The organism is Frateuria sp. YIM B11624, assembly GCF_049727805.1.
Classification (GTDB): domain Bacteria; phylum Pseudomonadota; class Gammaproteobacteria; order Xanthomonadales; family Rhodanobacteraceae; genus Frateuria_A.
In genome coordinates, this window is sequence record NZ_JBCNYA010000028.1 from 16,069 (window position 1) to 33,388 (window position 17,320).

At 67.5% G+C, this 17,320-nt stretch carries 13 protein-coding genes and 1 tRNA gene; 6 read left to right on the forward strand and 8 right to left on the reverse strand.

All coding sequences use genetic code 11. The annotated features are described in order from the left end of the window. Window positions 1–12: 12 nt before the first annotated feature. Window positions 13–855, forward strand: coding sequence for a sulfotransferase family protein (locus tag AAIL17_RS14050; RefSeq protein WP_424683479.1), 843 nt, complete (start codon window positions 13–15; stop codon window positions 853–855). 37 nt (window positions 856–892) lie between these two features. On the opposite strand, the gene AAIL17_RS14055 is transcribed toward AAIL17_RS14050, so the two are convergent. Both AAIL17_RS14055 and AAIL17_RS14060 read right to left on the reverse strand, forming a co-directional pair. Continuing rightward, window positions 893–1,924 (reverse strand): ATP-grasp fold amidoligase family protein, encoded by a 1,032-nt coding sequence (locus AAIL17_RS14055; RefSeq protein ID WP_424683480.1) that lies wholly within the window; start codon window positions 1,922–1,924, stop codon window positions 893–895. A 194-nt stretch (window positions 1,925–2,118) separates the two neighbouring features. Then, window positions 2,119–2,991 carry a hypothetical protein gene (locus AAIL17_RS14060; protein ID WP_424683481.1) on the reverse strand — a complete coding sequence of 291 codons (873 nt, stop codon included), beginning with the start codon at window positions 2,989–2,991 and terminating at the stop codon, window positions 2,119–2,121. Window positions 2,992–3,162: 171 nt separating this feature from the next. On the opposite strand from AAIL17_RS14060, the gene AAIL17_RS14065 reads away from it, so the two are divergent. From AAIL17_RS14065 to cysN, 3 genes are all read left to right on the forward strand, one after another. After that, on the forward strand, window positions 3,163–4,281 hold the full coding sequence (locus tag AAIL17_RS14065; protein ID WP_424683482.1) for a sulfotransferase family protein: 1,119 nt from the start codon (window positions 3,163–3,165) through the stop codon (window positions 4,279–4,281). 91 nt (window positions 4,282–4,372) lie between these two features. Next, window positions 4,373–5,362, forward strand: coding sequence for a sulfate adenylyltransferase subunit CysD (cysD, locus tag AAIL17_RS14070; protein ID WP_424683483.1), 990 nt, complete (start codon window positions 4,373–4,375; stop codon window positions 5,360–5,362). After that, on the forward strand, window positions 5,362–7,266 hold the full coding sequence (gene cysN / locus AAIL17_RS14075; protein ID WP_424683484.1) for a sulfate adenylyltransferase subunit CysN: 1,905 nt from the start codon (window positions 5,362–5,364) through the stop codon (window positions 7,264–7,266). The genes cysD and cysN overlap by 1 nt, the downstream gene beginning before the upstream one ends. Before the next feature lie 144 nt (window positions 7,267–7,410). Here the strand turns inward: cysN and AAIL17_RS14080 are convergent, their stop codons facing one another. The 6 genes from AAIL17_RS14080 to AAIL17_RS14105 form a co-directional block, all read right to left on the reverse strand. Further along, window positions 7,411–8,652, reverse strand: a complete 1,242-nt coding sequence (locus AAIL17_RS14080; RefSeq protein ID WP_424683485.1) for a glycosyltransferase — start codon at window positions 8,650–8,652, stop codon at window positions 7,411–7,413. Window positions 8,653–8,801: 149 nt separating this feature from the next. Further along, window positions 8,802–9,764 carry an ATP-grasp fold amidoligase family protein gene (locus AAIL17_RS14085; RefSeq protein ID WP_424683486.1) on the reverse strand — a complete coding sequence of 321 codons (963 nt, stop codon included), beginning with the start codon at window positions 9,762–9,764 and terminating at the stop codon, window positions 8,802–8,804. A gap of 309 nt (window positions 9,765–10,073) precedes the next feature. Next, window positions 10,074–11,141: an MraY family glycosyltransferase gene (locus AAIL17_RS14090; RefSeq protein ID WP_424683487.1), complete on the reverse strand. Its 1,068-nt coding sequence runs from the start codon at window positions 11,139–11,141 to the stop codon at window positions 10,074–10,076. Between the two features lie 345 nt (window positions 11,142–11,486). Then, window positions 11,487–13,304, reverse strand: coding sequence for an SLC13 family permease (locus AAIL17_RS14095; protein ID WP_424683506.1), 1,818 nt, complete (start codon window positions 13,302–13,304; stop codon window positions 11,487–11,489). A 324-nt stretch (window positions 13,305–13,628) separates the two neighbouring features. Further along, window positions 13,629–14,363: a tRNA (guanosine(46)-N7)-methyltransferase TrmB gene (gene trmB / locus AAIL17_RS14100; RefSeq protein WP_424683488.1), complete on the reverse strand. Its 735-nt coding sequence runs from the start codon at window positions 14,361–14,363 to the stop codon at window positions 13,629–13,631. Window positions 14,364–14,444: 81 nt separating this feature from the next. Further along, window positions 14,445–16,658, reverse strand: coding sequence for a DUF6600 domain-containing protein (locus AAIL17_RS14105; protein ID WP_424683489.1), 2,214 nt, complete (start codon window positions 16,656–16,658; stop codon window positions 14,445–14,447). 225 nt (window positions 16,659–16,883) lie between these two features. On the opposite strand from AAIL17_RS14105, the gene AAIL17_RS14110 reads away from it, so the two are divergent. Together AAIL17_RS14110 and AAIL17_RS14115 are read left to right on the forward strand one after the other, a co-directional pair. After that, window positions 16,884–16,957 (forward strand) — tRNA-Gly (locus tag AAIL17_RS14110). A gap of 117 nt (window positions 16,958–17,074) precedes the next feature. Next, window positions 17,075–17,296 (forward strand): hypothetical protein, encoded by a 222-nt coding sequence (locus tag AAIL17_RS14115; protein ID WP_424683490.1) that lies wholly within the window; start codon window positions 17,075–17,077, stop codon window positions 17,294–17,296. The last annotated feature ends 24 nt before the right edge of the window (window positions 17,297–17,320 follow it).

Sequence of the window (17,320 nt, forward strand, 5' to 3'; positions counted from 1 at the left end):
TCAAGGGATCCCATGCAGCGAACACTGCGTCGCGTCACCCGACCCATCCGCCGCGTGGGGCGCGACCTGATCCGCATCTACCGCCACCGCACCGCGGAGGTCTGTCCCAATCCGGTCTTCATCGGCGGCAGCCCCAAGTCCGGCACGACCGCCATCGCCGCGCTGCTCGCACAGGCCACCGGCTCGAAGTTCAGCAACGATCCCTTCTGGAACGTCTTTCGCCGGGATGGCCACGGCTTCCTGCTGCCGGACGTGCTCGACGGAACGCTCGGGCTGGAATGCTTCGTGAAGCGATACCCGGCGTACTTCGCGGCGGGGATCGTGAAGGATCCGGACTTCGCCTTCCTCTACCGGGACCTGCGCCACCTGTTTCCAGGCTCGTCGCAGGTCTTCATCGTGCGCGATCCGCGCCAGAACATCCGCAGCATCCTCAACCGGCTGCACATGCGCGGGGACCTGGAAAACCTCGGCGCGGACGAGCAACGCACGCTCGCCGCCGAAGGCGGCTGGCGCGCGATCCTGGAGGGGCGTGGGCTGGGCCTGGACGAACGCGCAAACTACGTCGGCCGCCTGGCGCAGCGCTGGGTACGCGGGGTGGAGTCCTACCTCGCCTCGGACGCGTGGGTGCAACTGCTGCGCTACGAGGATTTCGTGGGGGACAAGATGGAATCCATCGCGCGGCTGGCGGACGTGCTCGGCTTGCGGCTGACCCGCGACATCCGTGACGAGCTCGATCGGCAATATCAGCCGCGCGGAAACCGCTCGATTTCCATGGAGGCGTTCTTCGGCAGGAAGAACCTCTCGGTGATCGAGGACACCTGTGCGAAACACATGTCCAGGTTCGGCTACGCCTAGCCCGCTGCCGCGCAGGTGGCACCGAAAGCCTCGTGCCTCAGGAACCGGGCAGGTTCTCCGGCCAGCCGAACCGGTCTCCCAGCAACCTGTCCCAGGCTCGCGGCGCGAAGATGTAGGTGCCGGCCCCCGGGGTCACCGTCAGTTCCCCGACGTAGATCCGGTGCTTGTGGAGGTAGAAGTCGACCCTCAGGTAGCCGAACGGCTTCGCGAGCTTCTTGGCCAGCACCGCCATCTCGGAGAGGGATTCTATGTTCTCCGAGCGCCGGTCGCTTTCCCGAAGCAGGGCAAGCTCGAGCTTGAATGGCGGGGGCGACCCGTCTTCCAGATAAAGCTCCTGCTGCAGGTCGCGAAAGCGTCCATGCATGTGCTGTATGAACACGAACGGCTCCCGCCCGGGCGAATTGAAGACGTTGAGCTTGTAGTCGTCCGGGACTTCGCCGTCCTCGAGCAGTGGCTCCTCGAATACGATCCTCGGGGGGATCGACAGATAGTGTTTCTCCCTGCTTCTCGATGCGGACTTGGCAGCCAACCAGCTGTTCGCCAGCTCGCAAAGTTGCGCGATGTCTTCCTCGTTCTTGTCGCGGACGACCTTCACCTGCCCGAAGCCGTTGCTGGACTTCATCACGAACGAAGACGGCAGGGCATCGAACGTCCGTTCGTCCACGGCATCGCAGGAAAAAAGAAGCGGCACCAGGTATTGCGGCCCGATGGTTTCGGCAATGTAGGTCCGGACGGCGATCCGGTCCGCCAGCGTCGTGAATATCGGCGACGGATGGCGCATCCGATGGAAGATCTTTTCGGAGAAGCGTTTCGGATTCTTGAAATTGCAGAATCGGCCGTGGATGAGCAGGTATTTGTATTGGTAGAACGCCGGGTCCGGAAGCGCGTTCAGAAGGCGTTTGACGGGTTTCTTTAACCTTGGCGGCAGCATCTCACGACCCTCGTTCCGTCCTTTCGAAACCCGTCGATGGAGCGGCGGCGCTCCGTTTGCATCCAACGGGTTTTCTCTGTGGCGATGTAGTGGAGCCACTTTCGAGCTACCGATCGGGTCGTCGGTTTGGTTCTGCATTCGTTACGGCTGGTGCCTGGTTGTGCCGGAGCAGTCGCATGGGCGCCAAGGCCCGCTTGCGCTGAACAATGAGCGCATCAGCCCCATAGAGCGCAGATCGCCGTAAAGCATCCGCCCGTGACTTCTCGCCCGTTGCGGGTGGCGGCTGCGATGTCTGGGACGGTCCACGCTGGTATGGGGCTCCCGCCGCGGTTTCAGGTCGTCGTACCCGCAGCGCGACGTTGCGGGTTGCCCTCGGCCAGATCCCTTGCGCTGGGGGCAAGGTATCCGAACTTTTCGATGATGAACCGATCCCGGTCGCCGACCAGCTTTTCCGTTTCGGCGTCGTAGTAATAGCGCGCGCCGCGCTTTTTGGAGGAGGTATTCGTCTTCGGTCGCGCGGTCAATTCCGTCACGAAGCGCTGCGGCACCGGCACGTCTGCAAGCTTGAGCGCCTCGAGCAGGTCGGCTTCCAGGTTTTCATTCCTGATGAAGTAACGGACGAAGCAGTGCTGCCTGTCGTGCTCGGCCAGTTGCTCCGGCGACGAGATGGCCCTTAGCCCGCCCATATGGTTCTTGCGGCTGGTGAACAGCCGCAGGTAGCGATACGTAAGCAGTCCCGCAAACCGGTTCAACGGGCATCGCCAGTAGCCCTCGCCGATGTCGCCCCAATAGGCCGGGTCGTGCAGCATGTGCAGCCACTCCCGGAATGCGCCGGGATCGTTGATGTCACGGAAGGTGCGTTTCCATTGCTTCGCATGCCAGTTCGGACGGCTGGTCAGGACGCCGAGCAGTACCGAATAGGGATCCTTTTTCCAGCCCAGGTCCTTCAACCTGATGCCGGTCGTACTCAGGTTGCTGAAGAGGTCTCCCTTGCCGTCGCAGCAGTAGGCCCAAAGCGAGACGTGCCAGTCCCATGGGTCTCGCACGGAGCCCAGGAAGAACCTGTCGCCGGTGAACAGGTTCGCGCCCGCCTGGTTGTGGCGCATGAAGAACTGACCGCCGACGATTTCCCTGAGCAGGTTGCGGATGTGGGTGCATCCGGTCTTCTGCAGTTCGAGGAAAACGATCCTGTCGGAAACGAACATGGGGAACTCCGTCGCTGTGGGGCGTGTTTGCTGCGGACGACCGGGTCAGTCGAAAGCCGCGACCGCAGACAGGCATCCGGTTCGCGGTCCGCACCCAGCGGCGCAGTGCCCGCGTACCTGAAGCGCGGTCATACGGCCGGCAGTCAAACGTTGCCATCGGGACTGTCGTAGATGGGTGAACTGCCCAGCTTGCTGGCCGCGGCGGATGGCGTCGCCCGCCGCGGCCGGGCGGCGGAGGGGTCCGGGCGGCGCCGGCAGGGCCGTTCGGACAGGGAGAGCAGGGCCGATGATGCGAGAGCGGTCGGACGCGTCACTGCGCCGATACTTCGTGCCCGTCCGCCGCATGGTTCACCCGGCTACGACAAACCCGATGGCACCGTCCCCTGCCGTATCGATGGGTGCGGTACGCGGCCGGTCCGCGCGCCGCAAGAGCGCGCGCGCTCGTTGGGCACCGGCGCGTCCCGCCCGCCCCACATGACAAGGGAGCATATCGTGATATCCCATCTTCATAGCGCGCTTTTCGTGCATGTCCCAAAATGCGGCGGGCAAAGCGTGGAGCAGTTCTTCCTGCGCGCGCAGGGGTTGGACTGGAGCCGGCGCGCCGAGCTCTGTCTGCGGCGCAACAAGGATCCCGAGCGCGGTCCACCGCGACTGGCCCACATGACGTCGGAGGAATACGTGCGGCTGGGTTATCTGGGGCAGGACGAGTTCGAGCGCTATTTCAAGTTTTCGTTCGTGCGTAATCCCTGGGCGCGCCTGGTATCGGAATACCGATATCGGTCGCGTTACGCGCACCAGTTCAGCTTCAAGACTTTCGTCTTCAAGAAGATGCCGCGGCCAAGCTGGAACGACCGATACCGCCACGTGATGCCGCAATGCCGTTACCTCACCAACGCCCACGGCGAGTTGCTGGTGGATTTCGTCGGCCGCTTCGAGAACCTGCAGGCCGATTTCAGCCGCGTGTGCGAGGCATTGGGCCTCGGTCCGGCCGGGCTGCCCAGGGTGAATGTGTCCCAGGGGCACGAAGGCGGCCTGTTTTCCCGCAGGGCGCTGTACCGACTGGCCGGCGCCTTGCGTGGGCACGTGGGGTCACCGGACCTGAAGGACTACCGGGCCTATTACGACGACGAGACCCGCGAGAAGGTTGCGGAAATCTACCGCGAGGACATCCAGATGTTCGGCTACGAATTCGATCCGCCGGCGCTGGGTGACGGCGCCGGCAACGTGGCGACCGATCCTACGTTTCGCGCCGGGCGTCCGGAAGGCATGCCTTCGATAGCGCTGCAATAGTGTTTTTTTTCACGAACCGCGATCTAGAGTTTTCCGCTTCCAGGCGGCGTTCCGTTCAGTCGCCGCCCCTGCAACCAAAGGACGCATGCCCATGATCTTGGCTCCCATGCCGGATGACAGTAGCAACGCTTCTCCTGTCACGGCGAAAGCCGGCAACGGCAATCCCAGCATCGCTGCGCTGGCGCAGGCCTCGCACCTGAAGCGGCTGGAGGCCGAGGCCATTCACATCATGCGCGAGGTGGCGGCGGAGTTCGCCAACCCGGTAATGCTCTATTCGGTGGGCAAGGATTCCTCCGTGCTGCTGCACCTGCTGCAGAAGGCGTTCTTCCCGGCACCGCCGCCGATCCCGATGATGCACGTGGACACCACCTGGAAGTTCCGCGAAATGATCGCCTTCCGCGATCGCCGCGCGAAGGAAACCGGTTGCCGGCTGATCGTGCACACCAACCAGGAAGGCGTGGCGCAGGGGGTCAACCCGTTCAGCCACGGCGCCAGCGTGCACACCGACATCATGAAGACCCAGGCGCTGAAGCAGGCGCTGGACAAGTACAAGTTCGACGCCGCCATCGGCGGCGCGCGCCGCGACGAGGAGAAATCCCGCGCCAAGGAGCGCGTGTTCTCCTTCCGCAACGCGCAGCACCGCTGGGATCCGAAGAACCAGCGCCCGGAACTGTGGAGCCTCTACAACACGCGCATCCACAAGGGCGAGAGCGTGCGCGTGTTCCCGCTCTCCAACTGGACGGAGCTGGACATCTGGCTCTACATCTACCGCGAGAACATCGAGGTGCCCTCGCTGTACCTGGCCAGGGAGCGTCCAGTGGTCGTGCGCGACGGTCAGCTGATCATGGTCGACGACGACCGCATGCCGCTGGAGCCGGGCGAAGTGCCGCAGATGCGCAAGGTCCGCTTCCGCACGCTGGGCTGCTATCCGCTCACCGCGGCGATCGAGTCCGAGGCCGACACGCTGCCGGCGGTGATCCAGGAAATGCTGGTGGCGCGCACCTCCGAGCGGCAGGGCCGCATCATCGACCACGACGCCTCGGCCTCCATGGAAAAGAAGAAGCAGGAAGGGTACTTCTGATGGATCTCGAAACCACCGACAGCCAGCCGACCGCCGCCGTCACCGCGATCGACGACTACCTGCAGCGCCACGAAACCAAGAGCCTGCTGCGCTTCATCACCTGCGGCAGCGTGGACGACGGCAAGAGCACCCTGCTCGGGCGCCTGCTGTACGACACCAAGCTGCTGTTCGACGACCAGCTCGCGGCGCTCGAGGGCGACAGCCTGCGCCACGGCACGCAGAACGGCGAGCTGGATTTCGCGCTGCTGGTCGACGGCCTGGCCGCCGAGCAGGAACAGGGCATCACCATCGACGTGGCCTACCGCTTCTTCAGCACGGACAAGCGCAAGTTCATCGTCGCCGACTGCCCGGGGCACGAGCAGTACACGCGCAACATGGCCACCGGCGCCTCCACCGCGGACCTGGCCGTGGTGCTGGTCGATGCGCGCAAGGGCATCCTCACGCAGACCCGCCGGCATACCTACATCTGCGGGCTGCTGGGCATCCGCCACGTGTTGCTGGCGGTCAACAAGATGGACCTGGTTGGCTACGCGCAGAACACCTTCAAGCGCATCGAGAGCGACTACCGCGTGGTGGCCGCGCAGATGGGCATCGAACACGTCACCGCGGTGCCGCTGTCCGCGCTGCACGGCGAGAACGTGTCCAGCCGCTCGCAGGCGATGGGCTGGTACAGCGGGCCGAGCCTGCTGGAGCACCTGGAGGCGGTGCAGGTCGAGCGCGCCGTCAGCAAGCTGGGCTTCCGCATGCCGGTGCAGTGGGTATGCCGCCCCAATCAGAATTTCCGCGGCTACGCTGGGCAGGTCGTGGCCGGCTCGATCGCTCCGGGCGACGAAGTGGTGGCATTGCCCAGTGGCGTACGTTCGCGCGTGGCGCGCATCGTCACCGCCGACGGCGACCTGCCGCGCGCCGTCGCCGGCGACGCGGTGGCGATTCAGTTGGAGGACGAGCGCGACATCAGCCGCGGCGACGTGATCGCGGCGATCTCCTCGCCGCCGCAGGTGGCCGACCAGTTCGCCGCGCATGTGCTGTGGATGGACGGTGCCGCGCTGCTGCCGGGCCGTCCGTACTGGATGAAGATCGGCGCGCGCCTGGTCACGGCGCAGGTCACCGAGATCAAGCACCGCGTCGACGTGAACACCCAGGAGAAGCGGCCGGCCAAGCGCCTGGAGCTCAACGAGGTGGGCTACTGCAACCTTGGCCTGGACCACGCGATCGCGTTCGAACGCTACGCCGACTGCCGCGAGCTCGGCGGGTTCATCCTGATCGACCGCCAGACCAACGCCACGGTCGCCGCCGGCACGCTCGACTTCGCGTTGCGCCGCGCCGACAACATCCATTGGCAGCACACCGACGTCGACCGCACGGCGCGCGCCCGCATCAAAGGCCAGGTGCCGGCGTGCCTGTGGTTCACCGGCCTGTCCGGTTCGGGCAAGTCGACCATCGCCAACGTGGTGGAGAAGCGCCTGCACGCGATGGGCTATCACACCTACATGCTCGACGGCGACAACGTGCGCCACGGCCTCAACCGCGACCTCGGCTTCACCGAGGAGGATCGCGTGGAGAACATCCGCCGCGTGGCCGAGGTGTCGAAGCTGATGGTGGATGCGGGCCTGATCGTGCTGGTGTCCTTCATCAGCCCGTTCCGCAGCGAGCGTGGCATGGCGCGCCGGCTGTTCGAGAACGGCGAGTTTCGCGAAGTGTTCGTCGACACGCCGCTGGAGGTCTGTGCCGAGCGCGATCCGAAGGGCCTGTACGCGAAGGCCCGTGCCGGCCAGATCAAGAACTTCACCGGCATCGATTCGCCGTACGAGCGACCGGAGCAGCCCGAGCTGCACCTGGAAACGCAGGGTCTGGCGGTGGATGAGCTGGCGCAGCGCGTGATCGACACCCTGCTGGGGCAGTAGGGCAGCCCCGGCGCACGACAAGGAGGCTTCGATCCTTGGAACCCTCTCCCGCGGGAGAGGGTTCGAAACCGCGGCCCCGGCATCCTCTCCTGTTTGGAGAGGCAGCCAGGCCTCAGCCCAAGGAAGCTCGCCCGCGTGGCGGGCTCAGATGCACTGCCGCTCGCTCCGCGGGAAGATCTTCACGCTCGCGCCGGCGTGGCTGGAGCGGCCGAAGGCGTGCTGGTCGTAGAGCTCCTCCAGCCGCTGGTTGCAGTCGACGATGTCCATCGACGCGACGACATGCTCGCGGCCGCGCCGGCCGAACTGTGTCGCCAGCTCGTCGCTCTGCAGCAGGGCGACCAGGTCCTGGCGGATCGCCCGCACGTCCTTCTCGCCGTGGGCGAAGCCGGTGACGCCGTGGACGATGCCCTCCTGCGCGCCGCCGCGGGCGGAGGTGATCACCGGCACGCCGGCGGCTTGCGCCTCCAGTATCACAATGCCCAGGCCTTCGGCGTCGCCGTTGTCGGCGGTGATGCTGGGCAGGCAGAACACCCTCGCCTCGTCGAGGCACTGGCGCACTTGTTGCGCCGGCAAGGCGCCCAGGAACACGGCGCGCACGCCGCGCTCGGCCGCGTAGGCCTTGAGCTTCGCCTCCAGCGGGCCGCTGCCGACGATCACCAGCCGGTGTTCGGGGAAGTCCGCCTGGATCTGCTCGAACGCCTGCAGCAGGTAACGGCAACCTTTCTTCTCCACCAGCCGCCCGACGTACAGGATGTCGCGCCGGTCGGCCAACGGCGTGGGGCCGGGGGTGAAGCTGCCGGTATCGACGCCGATGTGGCGCACGCTGATCTTTTGCTCGGGCAGGCCGAAATCGATCGCCGATTGCCGGATCGCGCGCGACACGGCGATGAAATGCACGCGACGGTCGCGCGCCAGCTCGAGCAGGCCGGTCGGATACTTGCGCATGCGGCGCCCGCCATGGCCGCTTTCCCACCAACTGGCGTAGGTGTTGATGTCGTACCCGTGCAGGGTGATCAGCGTCGGCAGGTCGAGCTGCCGCGCGAGCGGCCATACCCGGTACGCGTCCGTGGCGAAGTGGATGTGCAGCAGGTCCGCGCGCTCGGCCTTCAGCGCCCGCAACCTGGGCCACGGCCAGATGAGGTAGCGCGAACTGTGGTTGGCCACGCGCTGCAGCAGGCGGCTGCGGTAGCCGAGCAGCCTCACGTCCAGCCCGTCCAGCGCCAGCCCCTTGCGGACCATGTTGTCGCCAGCCAGGATGCCGCGCCAGCCGGACAGCATGCGTACCTGCTCCCGGATGAAGGTTTCCGAATAGGGCAGCAGCCGCGACTTGTAGACGATCACGGTCGGCCGATCGGCGCGTGCGGTTTTCTTGTTGTTCTTTTTCATCGGCGTAGTCGTTCCGGCTGGCGGCAGGATCGAGGGTGCATCCAAGCGCGGATCCCGAGCGGCGTCGGCTTCAGGCACGGCCCGGTGAAAGCACTCTGCGGGATGATCTTGCGGTTCCTGGACCAGAGCATTGACACGGGTCGCAGCTTTCAATCGAGCGTGCTGGCGACGCGTGATGCCGTCGCCTGGGCGTTCCTGCCGCTGGGTGGCAGGTTTTCGCCGCAAGGGGCCGGTTCCGGCCATCCGAACTTCTCGCCCAGCGCCTCGTCCCACTCCTTCGGATCGAATACGTACCTTCCGGCGCCCGGTGTCAGCGTGAGTTCGCCGACGTAGACGCGTCCCTGGTGCTGGTAGAGGTCCACGCGCATGTAGCCCAGCGGCTCGGCCAGCCGGCGCGCCACCTGCAGCATCTCCTCCAGTCGTTCGGGGGGCGGCGCGATGCATCCGCTGGTCTTCTGGTGCAACAGCTGGAAGGGCGCGGGGCGCCAGTCTTCCATGTAGAGGTCCTGGGTCAGTCGCTCGAAGCGGCCCTGCATGTGCTGGATGAAGACATAGGGCTCCTGGTTGTGGCCGGGGTTGAACACGTTGAACTTGTAGTCGTCCGGTGGGCGGCCGCCGGTCAGCAGCGCCTGCTCGAAGATGATGCGCGGCCGGATGTAGCGGTAGTGCTTCTCGCGCATCCGCATCGGAAACTCAGACGTCATCCACAGGTTGGCCAGCCGCGCCAGTTCGACCGGATCCTCGTTGCGCTTGTCGTGCACGATGCGCAGCTGGCCGAAGCTGTGGTTGGCCTTCATCACGAAGCTGTCCGGCAGCGCGTCGAACGTCGCGGGCGTGACCTTCTCGGCGATCAGGTAGGCCGGCACCAGGTATTGCGCACCGACGACGCCGGCGATGTAGCCGCGCACCTCGGCCTTGTCCGCCAGCCGCGAGAACAGCGGCGAGGGGTAGCGCATGCGGTGGAAGATCTTCTCCGAGAAGCGCCGCGGCTGTCCGAAGCGGCACAACTGGGCGTGGGCCATCAGGTACTTGTACTGGTAGAAGGCGCAGTCGGGCAGGGCCATCACCAGCGGCGAGATCCGTTCCCTGAAGGCTTTGAGCTTGTGCGTCATCACGTTGCCTGTTGCGTGGCGGAGCGTCCGCCGCCGCCACGCGCTGGCGTTTCCCATGCAAGCGGATGACGGGGATTGTTGGCCGTGCCCGGTCGATGGTTTGTGCAGTGCCGGCAACCGTCTGCATGACCGGCCGGATCCCGCCTGTGGACAGCGGACCGCGCGGCCAGCGGCCGAAGCAGGTGGCGCAGAGCCCCATACCGGACGAACGCCCCGGGATGCCTGCGCATCGCATGCCATGCCGCCCGACCGGGCGGCATGGCGGAAGACGAAGCGGCACGCGATGCCCGCCGCCTCACGGGGCGGCGCCTACTTCGCCGCCGAACCGCGCTTGGGACCTTCAACGTGCTTGCCGTAGGAGGACAGCAACGTCACGGAGGACTGCAGCCGCACCACGTTGCTCGGCAATTGGCCGCCCGTCTGCCGCTTGGGACGCGAGGCCATCGAAGGCGCCGCTTGCTGCTTCTGCCAAACCCGCCCCATCGCAGTGACGTAGATCACCGTGAGCGCGCCGAAGGCGAGCAGGTTGCTGCCGGGTGCAAGCGAATGGGTGAGCATGCCGGTGAGCGCAAGCACGATCGCCAGCATCACCAGCGCCACCAGCGTGGTGCGCGGGCCCAGGCCGGCTCGCATCATCATGTGGTGGATGTGGCCGCGGTCGGGCTTGAACGGGCTCTTGCCTTCGCGGATACGACGCACCATCACCGCCAGCGTGTCCAGCACCGGCAGCGCCACGCACCACAGCACGTCGATGGTGGATAGCTCGTTGTTCGGCGTGCTCTGGCTCAAGTGGATCAGCGTCCACGCCAGCAGATAACCCACCACCATGCTGCCAGCGTCGCCGAGGAAGATTTTCTTGCCGACCATGCCGAGGTTCACCGCCAGGTAGGGCACCAGCGCGCCGGCCAGCAGCACCAGCACGATCACGCCAGGCCACTGCGGCTGGCCCTGGTACATGATGATCGCCGCGATGCTGACCAGCGCCAGGGTGCCGGCGAGGCCGTCGATGCCGTCCATCATGTTGAAGGCGTTGAGCAGGCCGATCACCGCGACCACCGTCAGCGGAATGCCGAACACGCCCAGTTCGAATTCCCTGCCGAACAGGTGGCCCAGCGTGTGGATGTGCACGCCGGTCACCGCGACCATGGTCAGCACCGCACCTGTCTGCACCAGCAGCCGCGTGCGCACGCTCAGGTCGAAGCGGTCATCCAGCGCGCCCACCACCGCCAGCACGGCCGCCGTGGCCAGCAGCGCGCTGGTGAACAGGGGAGCCTGGCCGTCGACCACCGCACCGGCCAGTACGCCGATGAACGCGGCCAGTCCGCCGATCAGGGGGATCTGCCCGACGTGATGTTTGCGTTCATCTGGGCGATCCACCAAGCCCCAGGACTCGGCGAAACGGTAAAGAATGGCGATCGCCAGGGCAGAAATGCAGGCGGCCGTCAGACATGCAACAAGTATCCGGGAGTACTGCATAGTGGCTAGTCCCATCGTCCTGACCGGGCCATGCAGCAGGCGGTTCTTTCCCGCCAACTGACACGGCACCACCTGCGTTCGCAGGCAAAACCGGATATCCCCGTTCCCTGGCCTCCTCGAAGAGGCTTCCGGCAAGACTAGGCAGGCCCCAGTGCAATTGACGTCAAGGAGAGACAGGCGCGCGGCGCTTGCAAGGAAGGCGCCCGGCCTCTGTTCAGGTCGCTCGCGGGTTCAGTCAAGAATCAGTCAATGGAACAGCAGGTTGATCATCAGCAGCGTGGCCACCAGGATCGACAGCGTCAGCGGCACGCCCACCCGCAGGAAGTCCTTGCCGCGGTAGCCGCCCGGGCCGGCGACCATCATCAACGCCGGGTGGCCGGAGCTGAGCAGGAAGGTGTTGGACGAGGACACCGCGACGATCAGCGCATAGGCCGACGGGTTGCCGCCGGTGGCCACCGCCACGCTGATCGCGATGGGCACCATCATCACCGTGGCGCCCACGTTGGACATGACCTGCGAGAACAGCAGGGTGAGCACCGCCAGGCACGCCTGCAGGATCCACGGCGAGGCGCCGCCCAGGTGGTTGAGCACCTCCTGCGCCAGCCAGGCGGCGGTGCCGGTGGCGTCCATCGACCAGCCCAGCGGAATCAGACACGCGGTAACAAAAATCGTCTTCCAGTTGATCGCCTTGTAGGCCTCGTCCATGTTCAGCACGCCGGTCAGCAGCATGCCGATCGCGCCGGTCATCATCGCCACCGACAGGTCCAGGTGGGTGAACAGCGCCAGGCACTTGGCCAGCAGGAAGAAGCCGACCGCCTGCCAGATCTTGCCGGGGCGCTGCTCCTCCTTGGGGATGTCGGTGACCACGACCAGGTCCTTGTCCTCGGCGGCCAGCGCCAGGTCGCGCCAGCTCGAATGCAGCACCAGCGTGTCGCCGGCGCGCAGGGCGACGCCGCGCAGGTCGTCGCGGAACACCTGGTCGCCGCGGTTCACCGCCAGCACCGAGATGCCGTAGCGCTTGCGCAGGCGCAGGTCGCCCACGCTCTGCTTTAGGAAGCGCGAGGACGGCGGCAGCACCGCCTCGGAGATGCCCGCGCGGGTCGGGTTGAACAGCTCGCCCAGCTGGCGCATGCGCGGCGACACTTTGCACAACTGGTTGTTGGCGAAGCGGCTGATCTCCTCGCGCGGCGCCAGCACGCCGAGCACCGAGCCGACCCAGATCACGTAGTCGACCGGCGGCGCCATGCGCGCGTCGTTGCCGCTCTTGATCGCCAGGATCAGCGGCGCGCCGTGCAATTGCTCGACTTCGCCGATGCTCATGCCGACCAGCGGGCTCTCGGCAGTGACGGTGAGTTCGGCGGTCTCGCCGCCGATGCCGTAGGTCTCGGCGAAGTAGCTCTCGGTGCGGCCGGGGGTCACCTTGAGGCGTTCGTCCTCGCGCTCGGGCAGCAGCTTGCGGGAGAACAGCCAGAAGTACCCGATGCCGAGCAAGGCCAGCACCAGGCCTATCGGCGTCACGCTGAACAGGCCGAACTTCGGGATGGTGTGCGCGCCGGGCGGCAGGTTGGCGTTGGCGCTGGCGATCAGGTCGTTGAGGACGATCAGCGGCGAATTGGCGATCAGCGTGGTGTTGGTCGCGGTGAGGATGCAGAAGCCCATCGGCAGCAGCAGCCTCGACATCGGCACGCCGGTGCGCGCGGACAGGCGGCTGGTCACCGGGATCATCAGCGCTGCCAGCGCCTGGCTCGGGATCACCGCGCTGAACAGGCTGGTGACCGCGTTGATCACCACGCCCAGGCGCGACTCCTTGCCGCGCGCCATGCGCATCACGAAGCTGGCGGTGAGCGAGAGCACGCCGGCGCGGTCCAGCCCCGCGCCCATGATCATGATCGCGATGATCGCGATCACCGCGTTGCCCGCGAAGCCGTTGAACACGCGGTCGGAGGGGATCAGCCCGGTCAGGCCGATCACCACCACCACCAGCAGCGCCACCATGTCGGCGCGAATCCACTCCAGCACCAGCATCAGCATGGTGAAGCCCACCAGCCCGAGTACCAGGATCATTTCGGGGGTGAGCGCGAGGGCCACTAGCGAGCGTCCAGGATGGGCTGGTGGTGGAAGCGGATGGGATTGTGCAGTGGATGCCTCACGCGGCCGGGTCCGTCCCTGTTTGCTGGCCAGTATAAGCGGCGCATCGCAGTGGCTGGTGAACCTCGGGCTTGCGTGCTTGAACCTTCTCCCCTCCGTGGAGAGGGCAGGGTGAGGGGCCGGGGCTCGCGGGGAAGTGGATCGGGAAGGAGCTTCAGGAGGCTCGCCGGTGTGTCGTGCCGAGGCCAGCGCGCCGCCTCGCCCAACTCTCCCCGCGGGAGAGGAAGCAACGGCCCGTGCCTACGCCTTGCGATAGAGCAGGTCCCACACCCCATGCCCGAGCCTCAACCCGCGCCGCTCGAAGTGCGTCTCGATGCGCCAGGCCGGCTTCTCGGCGTACTGGCCGGGCGCGATGGCATTGCGCCAGCCGGGCGCGGCCTCCATCACCTCCAGCATGTGCTCGGCGTAGGGTTGCCAGTCGGTGGCCAGGTGCAGCAGGGCGCCGGGCGCCATGCGCGAGGCGAGCAGCGCGACGAACGCCGGCTGCACGATGCGCCGCTTGTTGTGCCGTTTCTTGTGCCAGGGATCGGGGAACCAGATGCGCGCCTCGGCAAGCGCGCCCGGCGCGATCTCGTGCTCCAGCACCTCGACCGCGTCGTGCTTGTAGATGCGCACGTTGGACGCCTCGCGCGCGGCCAGCGCGTTCATCAGCCGGCCCACGCCGGGGCCGTGCACTTCCACCCCGATGTAGTCGCGCGCCGGATCGTGCTCACTGGCCCAGGCCAGCGCCTCGCCATTGCCGAAGCCGATTTCGAGCACGCGCGGCGCGAGGCGGCCGAAGTGCGTGCCGAAGTCCTGTGCGGTGCCGCGGTAGTCGATGCCGAAGCGCGTCCAGTGCGCGTCGAAGGCGCGCTGCTGGGCGGGCGTCATGCGGCCTTCGCGCAGCACGAAGCTGCGGATGCGGCGCAGGTGCGAAGGAGTGTCGGGGAATTCGGGCTGGTCGGTCACGGCGTGCGCCTGGATTGCGGTGGGCACGGCGCTGCGCCTGTGGCGGGCGCGCCGTGCCGCGGGGCGGCGCATTGTAGCGGCGGCGCCGCGAGGGCGCCGCCTTTTGGGCTAATGCTGCGGGTCGAAGCGGCGTCCCGGCTCATGCCGTGGATGCGAAGCAGGGGCGCTCGACTGTGCCGGTTGCGCCTGGCGAGGCGGCGGCGCCGATGGGCGTTGCGCCGGCTCGGCATGCGGCATCGGACGCATCGAGCGGAAGTCCGGCGGACGCTGGAACCGCGGCGGCTGCGGCTGCGGCTGCGCCTGGCGATTGCGCAGCTGCGCGTCGAAGTCCGGCGCGCGCAGATGCGCGGGCTGGACCTGCCGGTCGCTGCCGCGTGCCGCCTGACGCCGTGCCGCCTCGATGCGCGCCGCGCGGGCGTCGGCGTCGAAGCCGGTCGCACGCTGGACGCGCGGATTGGCCGACACGGGCTGACGCGCCGGGGCGCGTGGCGCGTCGGTACGTTGCAGGCGCGGTACCTGCGGCAGCGTCGGCGCCGCCCGTGCCGCGCGTTCGCGGTCGGCCTCGGCGGTGGAGATGAAGCTCACGCCCGGACGCGGCTGCACCGGTTCGCGGGTTTCGCGCGAGCGCACGAAGCGCGCCGAGCGCAGCTCGCCCGGACGCAGCGGCGCCTCGCGCGGCACGACACGGTTCGGCGTGCCCGTGCTGCGGAGATCGCGACCGCCGGCGTGCATGGGCGCACGGGCCGTTTCCTGCGCGCGGTCGACACGACCGGCAGGGACGATGCGCGCGACCGCGGGAAGCGTATCGGCACGCGGCCGCAGGACGCGTACCTGGGTGGGCGGCGCCACCGGCCGCGCGCGCCCGGTGCGCTCGGCGATCCGGTCCGGCCGGGGTGCATGCCGCGCCACCACCTCGCGCCGGAAACCCTGCGCGGGCAACGGACCGGCCTTCGGCGGCCGCGGTGGCGCGAAGCTGTGCGGCGTCGGCTTGGGCGTGCCGCCGCGGGTGAGCAGGCGAGCCCCGGCGATCGCGTCCGGATCGATCTTCAGGCGATGCCGCTGCACACGGTCGGCGCCGGCGAAGTTGCGCGCCGGCACCGCGGTGAAGCCGCGCGGGCCCTTGCCGTGCAGCGCGCGCACCGGCGGGGCGATGCCGCGGTGCCAGTCGCGGTAACGGCGGTCGACGACCACGGTGTTGTGCACGTGGATGTTGGTCACGTTGACCTGGGTGTAGTAGCGGCGGCTGCCGCGGTACCACGGGTCATACACCTCGCCCGGACCGAGCGGGTACCAGCCCACCGGCGCGCTGCCGACCGAGACGCGCCAGTGGTTGCCGCCGACGAAGGCGACCAGCGCGGGCGCATACACCGGGCGCCAGCCGATCGGACCGGGCACCCAGCACCAGCCGCGGCTGCGCCAGGCCCAGCGGCCGTAGTGGTAGGGCGCGAAGCCCCAGGGCGCGTCATCCACCCAGGTCCAACCCCACGGGGCGACCCAGGCCCAGTGGCCGTCGCGGTAGGGCGCCCAGCCGGTGTCGACGTGCGCGGGGTACCAGACCTGTCCGTACTCGGGGTCGCTGCTCCAGTCGCCGTACTGGTCCAGGTCCTGGTAGCCGATCACGTCGTCGGACACGTAGCGGCGCGATTCGGAATCGGCATACCGCTGGTCGCGCTGGTTGCACCAGGCGTCGAAATCGTCGCCACCGCCGATGTCCTCCACGGCGACGTCGGCCAGCGCGGAGTCGGCGAAGCGGTAGCTGCGGCCGGCGACGACCAGCCGCTGCGCATCGTTCTCGCCGTACACCGTGGCGTTGCCATCGAACGCAGTGACCCGGGTGCCCTGGCCGTCGGGATCGACGTCGATGCGGTAGCTGCCGGGGTGGTCGACCACCAGCGCCACGGTCGGCGTGTCGATCTCGTAGCTCTGGCCGTCGTCCAGCTGGCGCACGGTCAGGTTGAGCGTGCCCTGGGTGAGCTCCAGCTGGGCCAGTTGGTCGTCCAGTTGCAGGAAGCCCACGTCGGTACGGCCGTCCAGGCGCAGCGCGGCGCCATCCAGTTCCAGTTCGGCGCGCGCGCCGGTGCTGCTGGACAGCCGGTCGCCGGTGGTCAGCGGGCGGTTGATGCCGGCCTCGCCCCAGTCCTGCGCACCGGAAGGCAGCAGGCCGACGTCGCCGTCCATGTAGGAAAGGCGCGCGACCCGGTCCGGCGGGTCGCCGGCGTCGTCGGGCGTCTGCGTCTGCGCGTTGAGGGCGCCGGCCGCGCACAGCAGCAGGGTGGCGGCGCAGGTGCGCCATAGGAGCTGCAGTTTCGAAGGTGCACGCATGGGTTTTCCTCCGCCGTGTCCCCGCTATGGAACGGCCAGCGTCACGGGGCGATGACCGATTATGTGCCGGCCGTTCAGCGCGCAGCGCCCCGGCACGACGGCGGTTCAGCGCGCCGCCATGTCCGGTTCATGCGCCGTGCGGGCAGCGACCACGTCCGATCCGTCTCCCCCGGACGCGACCCGTTCCCCAACTCCCGCTTCCCGGGTTACCATCAGCGGCCCCAAGCGGGTGTAGCTCAATGGTAGAGCTGTAGCTTCCCAAGCTACTGACGAGGGTTCGATTCCCTTCACCCGCTCCATTCCGGTTCGAGGCGGACCCTCGCCGCCGACGCCATTCGCGCTGTCCGTTGGACCCTTGGGGCTGCAGGCGCGGAATGCCGGGCAGCTGGCCAGCTACCCCTCGTCGGAATCCTTCCATGCCGCAGATCAGCGAACAGACGCTCGTCATTGCCATCCAGGCGGTTGCCTGGGAAGTCCGGTCGCTGCGCGAAACCGTTGCCGGCGGCGCTGCGTGCGAGGACGATTACCAGATGCTCGAAGACTGGCTGCATGCGGCCGAAGACCTGGAGCGTGCCTACGAGGTTGAAGCCGGAAGAATCGTCAATCTTCCCCCCTACCACGAGCTGGTGGGCGGCTAACTCACGTCCGCTCGACCGCCGCAG

Bases quoted from the DNA above. Each gene is read 5' to 3' on its own strand.
- AAIL17_RS14050 (WP_424683479.1), top strand. From the start codon at position 13: ATGCAGCGAACACTGCGTCGCGTCACCCGACCCATCCGCCGCGTGGGG.
- AAIL17_RS14055 (WP_424683480.1), bottom strand. From the start codon at position 1,924: ATGCAGAACCAAACCGACGACCCGATCGGTAGCTCGAAAGTGGCTCCA.
- AAIL17_RS14060 (WP_424683481.1), bottom strand. From the start codon at position 2,991: ATGTTCGTTTCCGACAGGATCGTTTTCCTCGAACTGCAGAAGACCGGA.
- AAIL17_RS14065 (WP_424683482.1), top strand. From the start codon at position 3,163: ATGGGTGAACTGCCCAGCTTGCTGGCCGCGGCGGATGGCGTCGCCCGC.
- cysD (WP_424683483.1), top strand. From the start codon at position 4,373: ATGATCTTGGCTCCCATGCCGGATGACAGTAGCAACGCTTCTCCTGTC.
- cysN (WP_424683484.1), top strand. From the start codon at position 5,362: ATGGATCTCGAAACCACCGACAGCCAGCCGACCGCCGCCGTCACCGCG.
- AAIL17_RS14080 (WP_424683485.1), bottom strand. From the start codon at position 8,652: ATGAAAAAGAACAACAAGAAAACCGCACGCGCCGATCGGCCGACCGTG.
- AAIL17_RS14085 (WP_424683486.1), bottom strand. From the start codon at position 9,764: ATGACGCACAAGCTCAAAGCCTTCAGGGAACGGATCTCGCCGCTGGTG.
- AAIL17_RS14095 (WP_424683506.1), bottom strand. From the start codon at position 13,304: ATGATCCTGGTACTCGGGCTGGTGGGCTTCACCATGCTGATGCTGGTG.
- AAIL17_RS14105 (WP_424683489.1), bottom strand. From the start codon at position 16,658: ATGCGTGCACCTTCGAAACTGCAGCTCCTATGGCGCACCTGCGCCGCC.
- AAIL17_RS14115 (WP_424683490.1), top strand. From the start codon at position 17,075: ATGCCGCAGATCAGCGAACAGACGCTCGTCATTGCCATCCAGGCGGTT.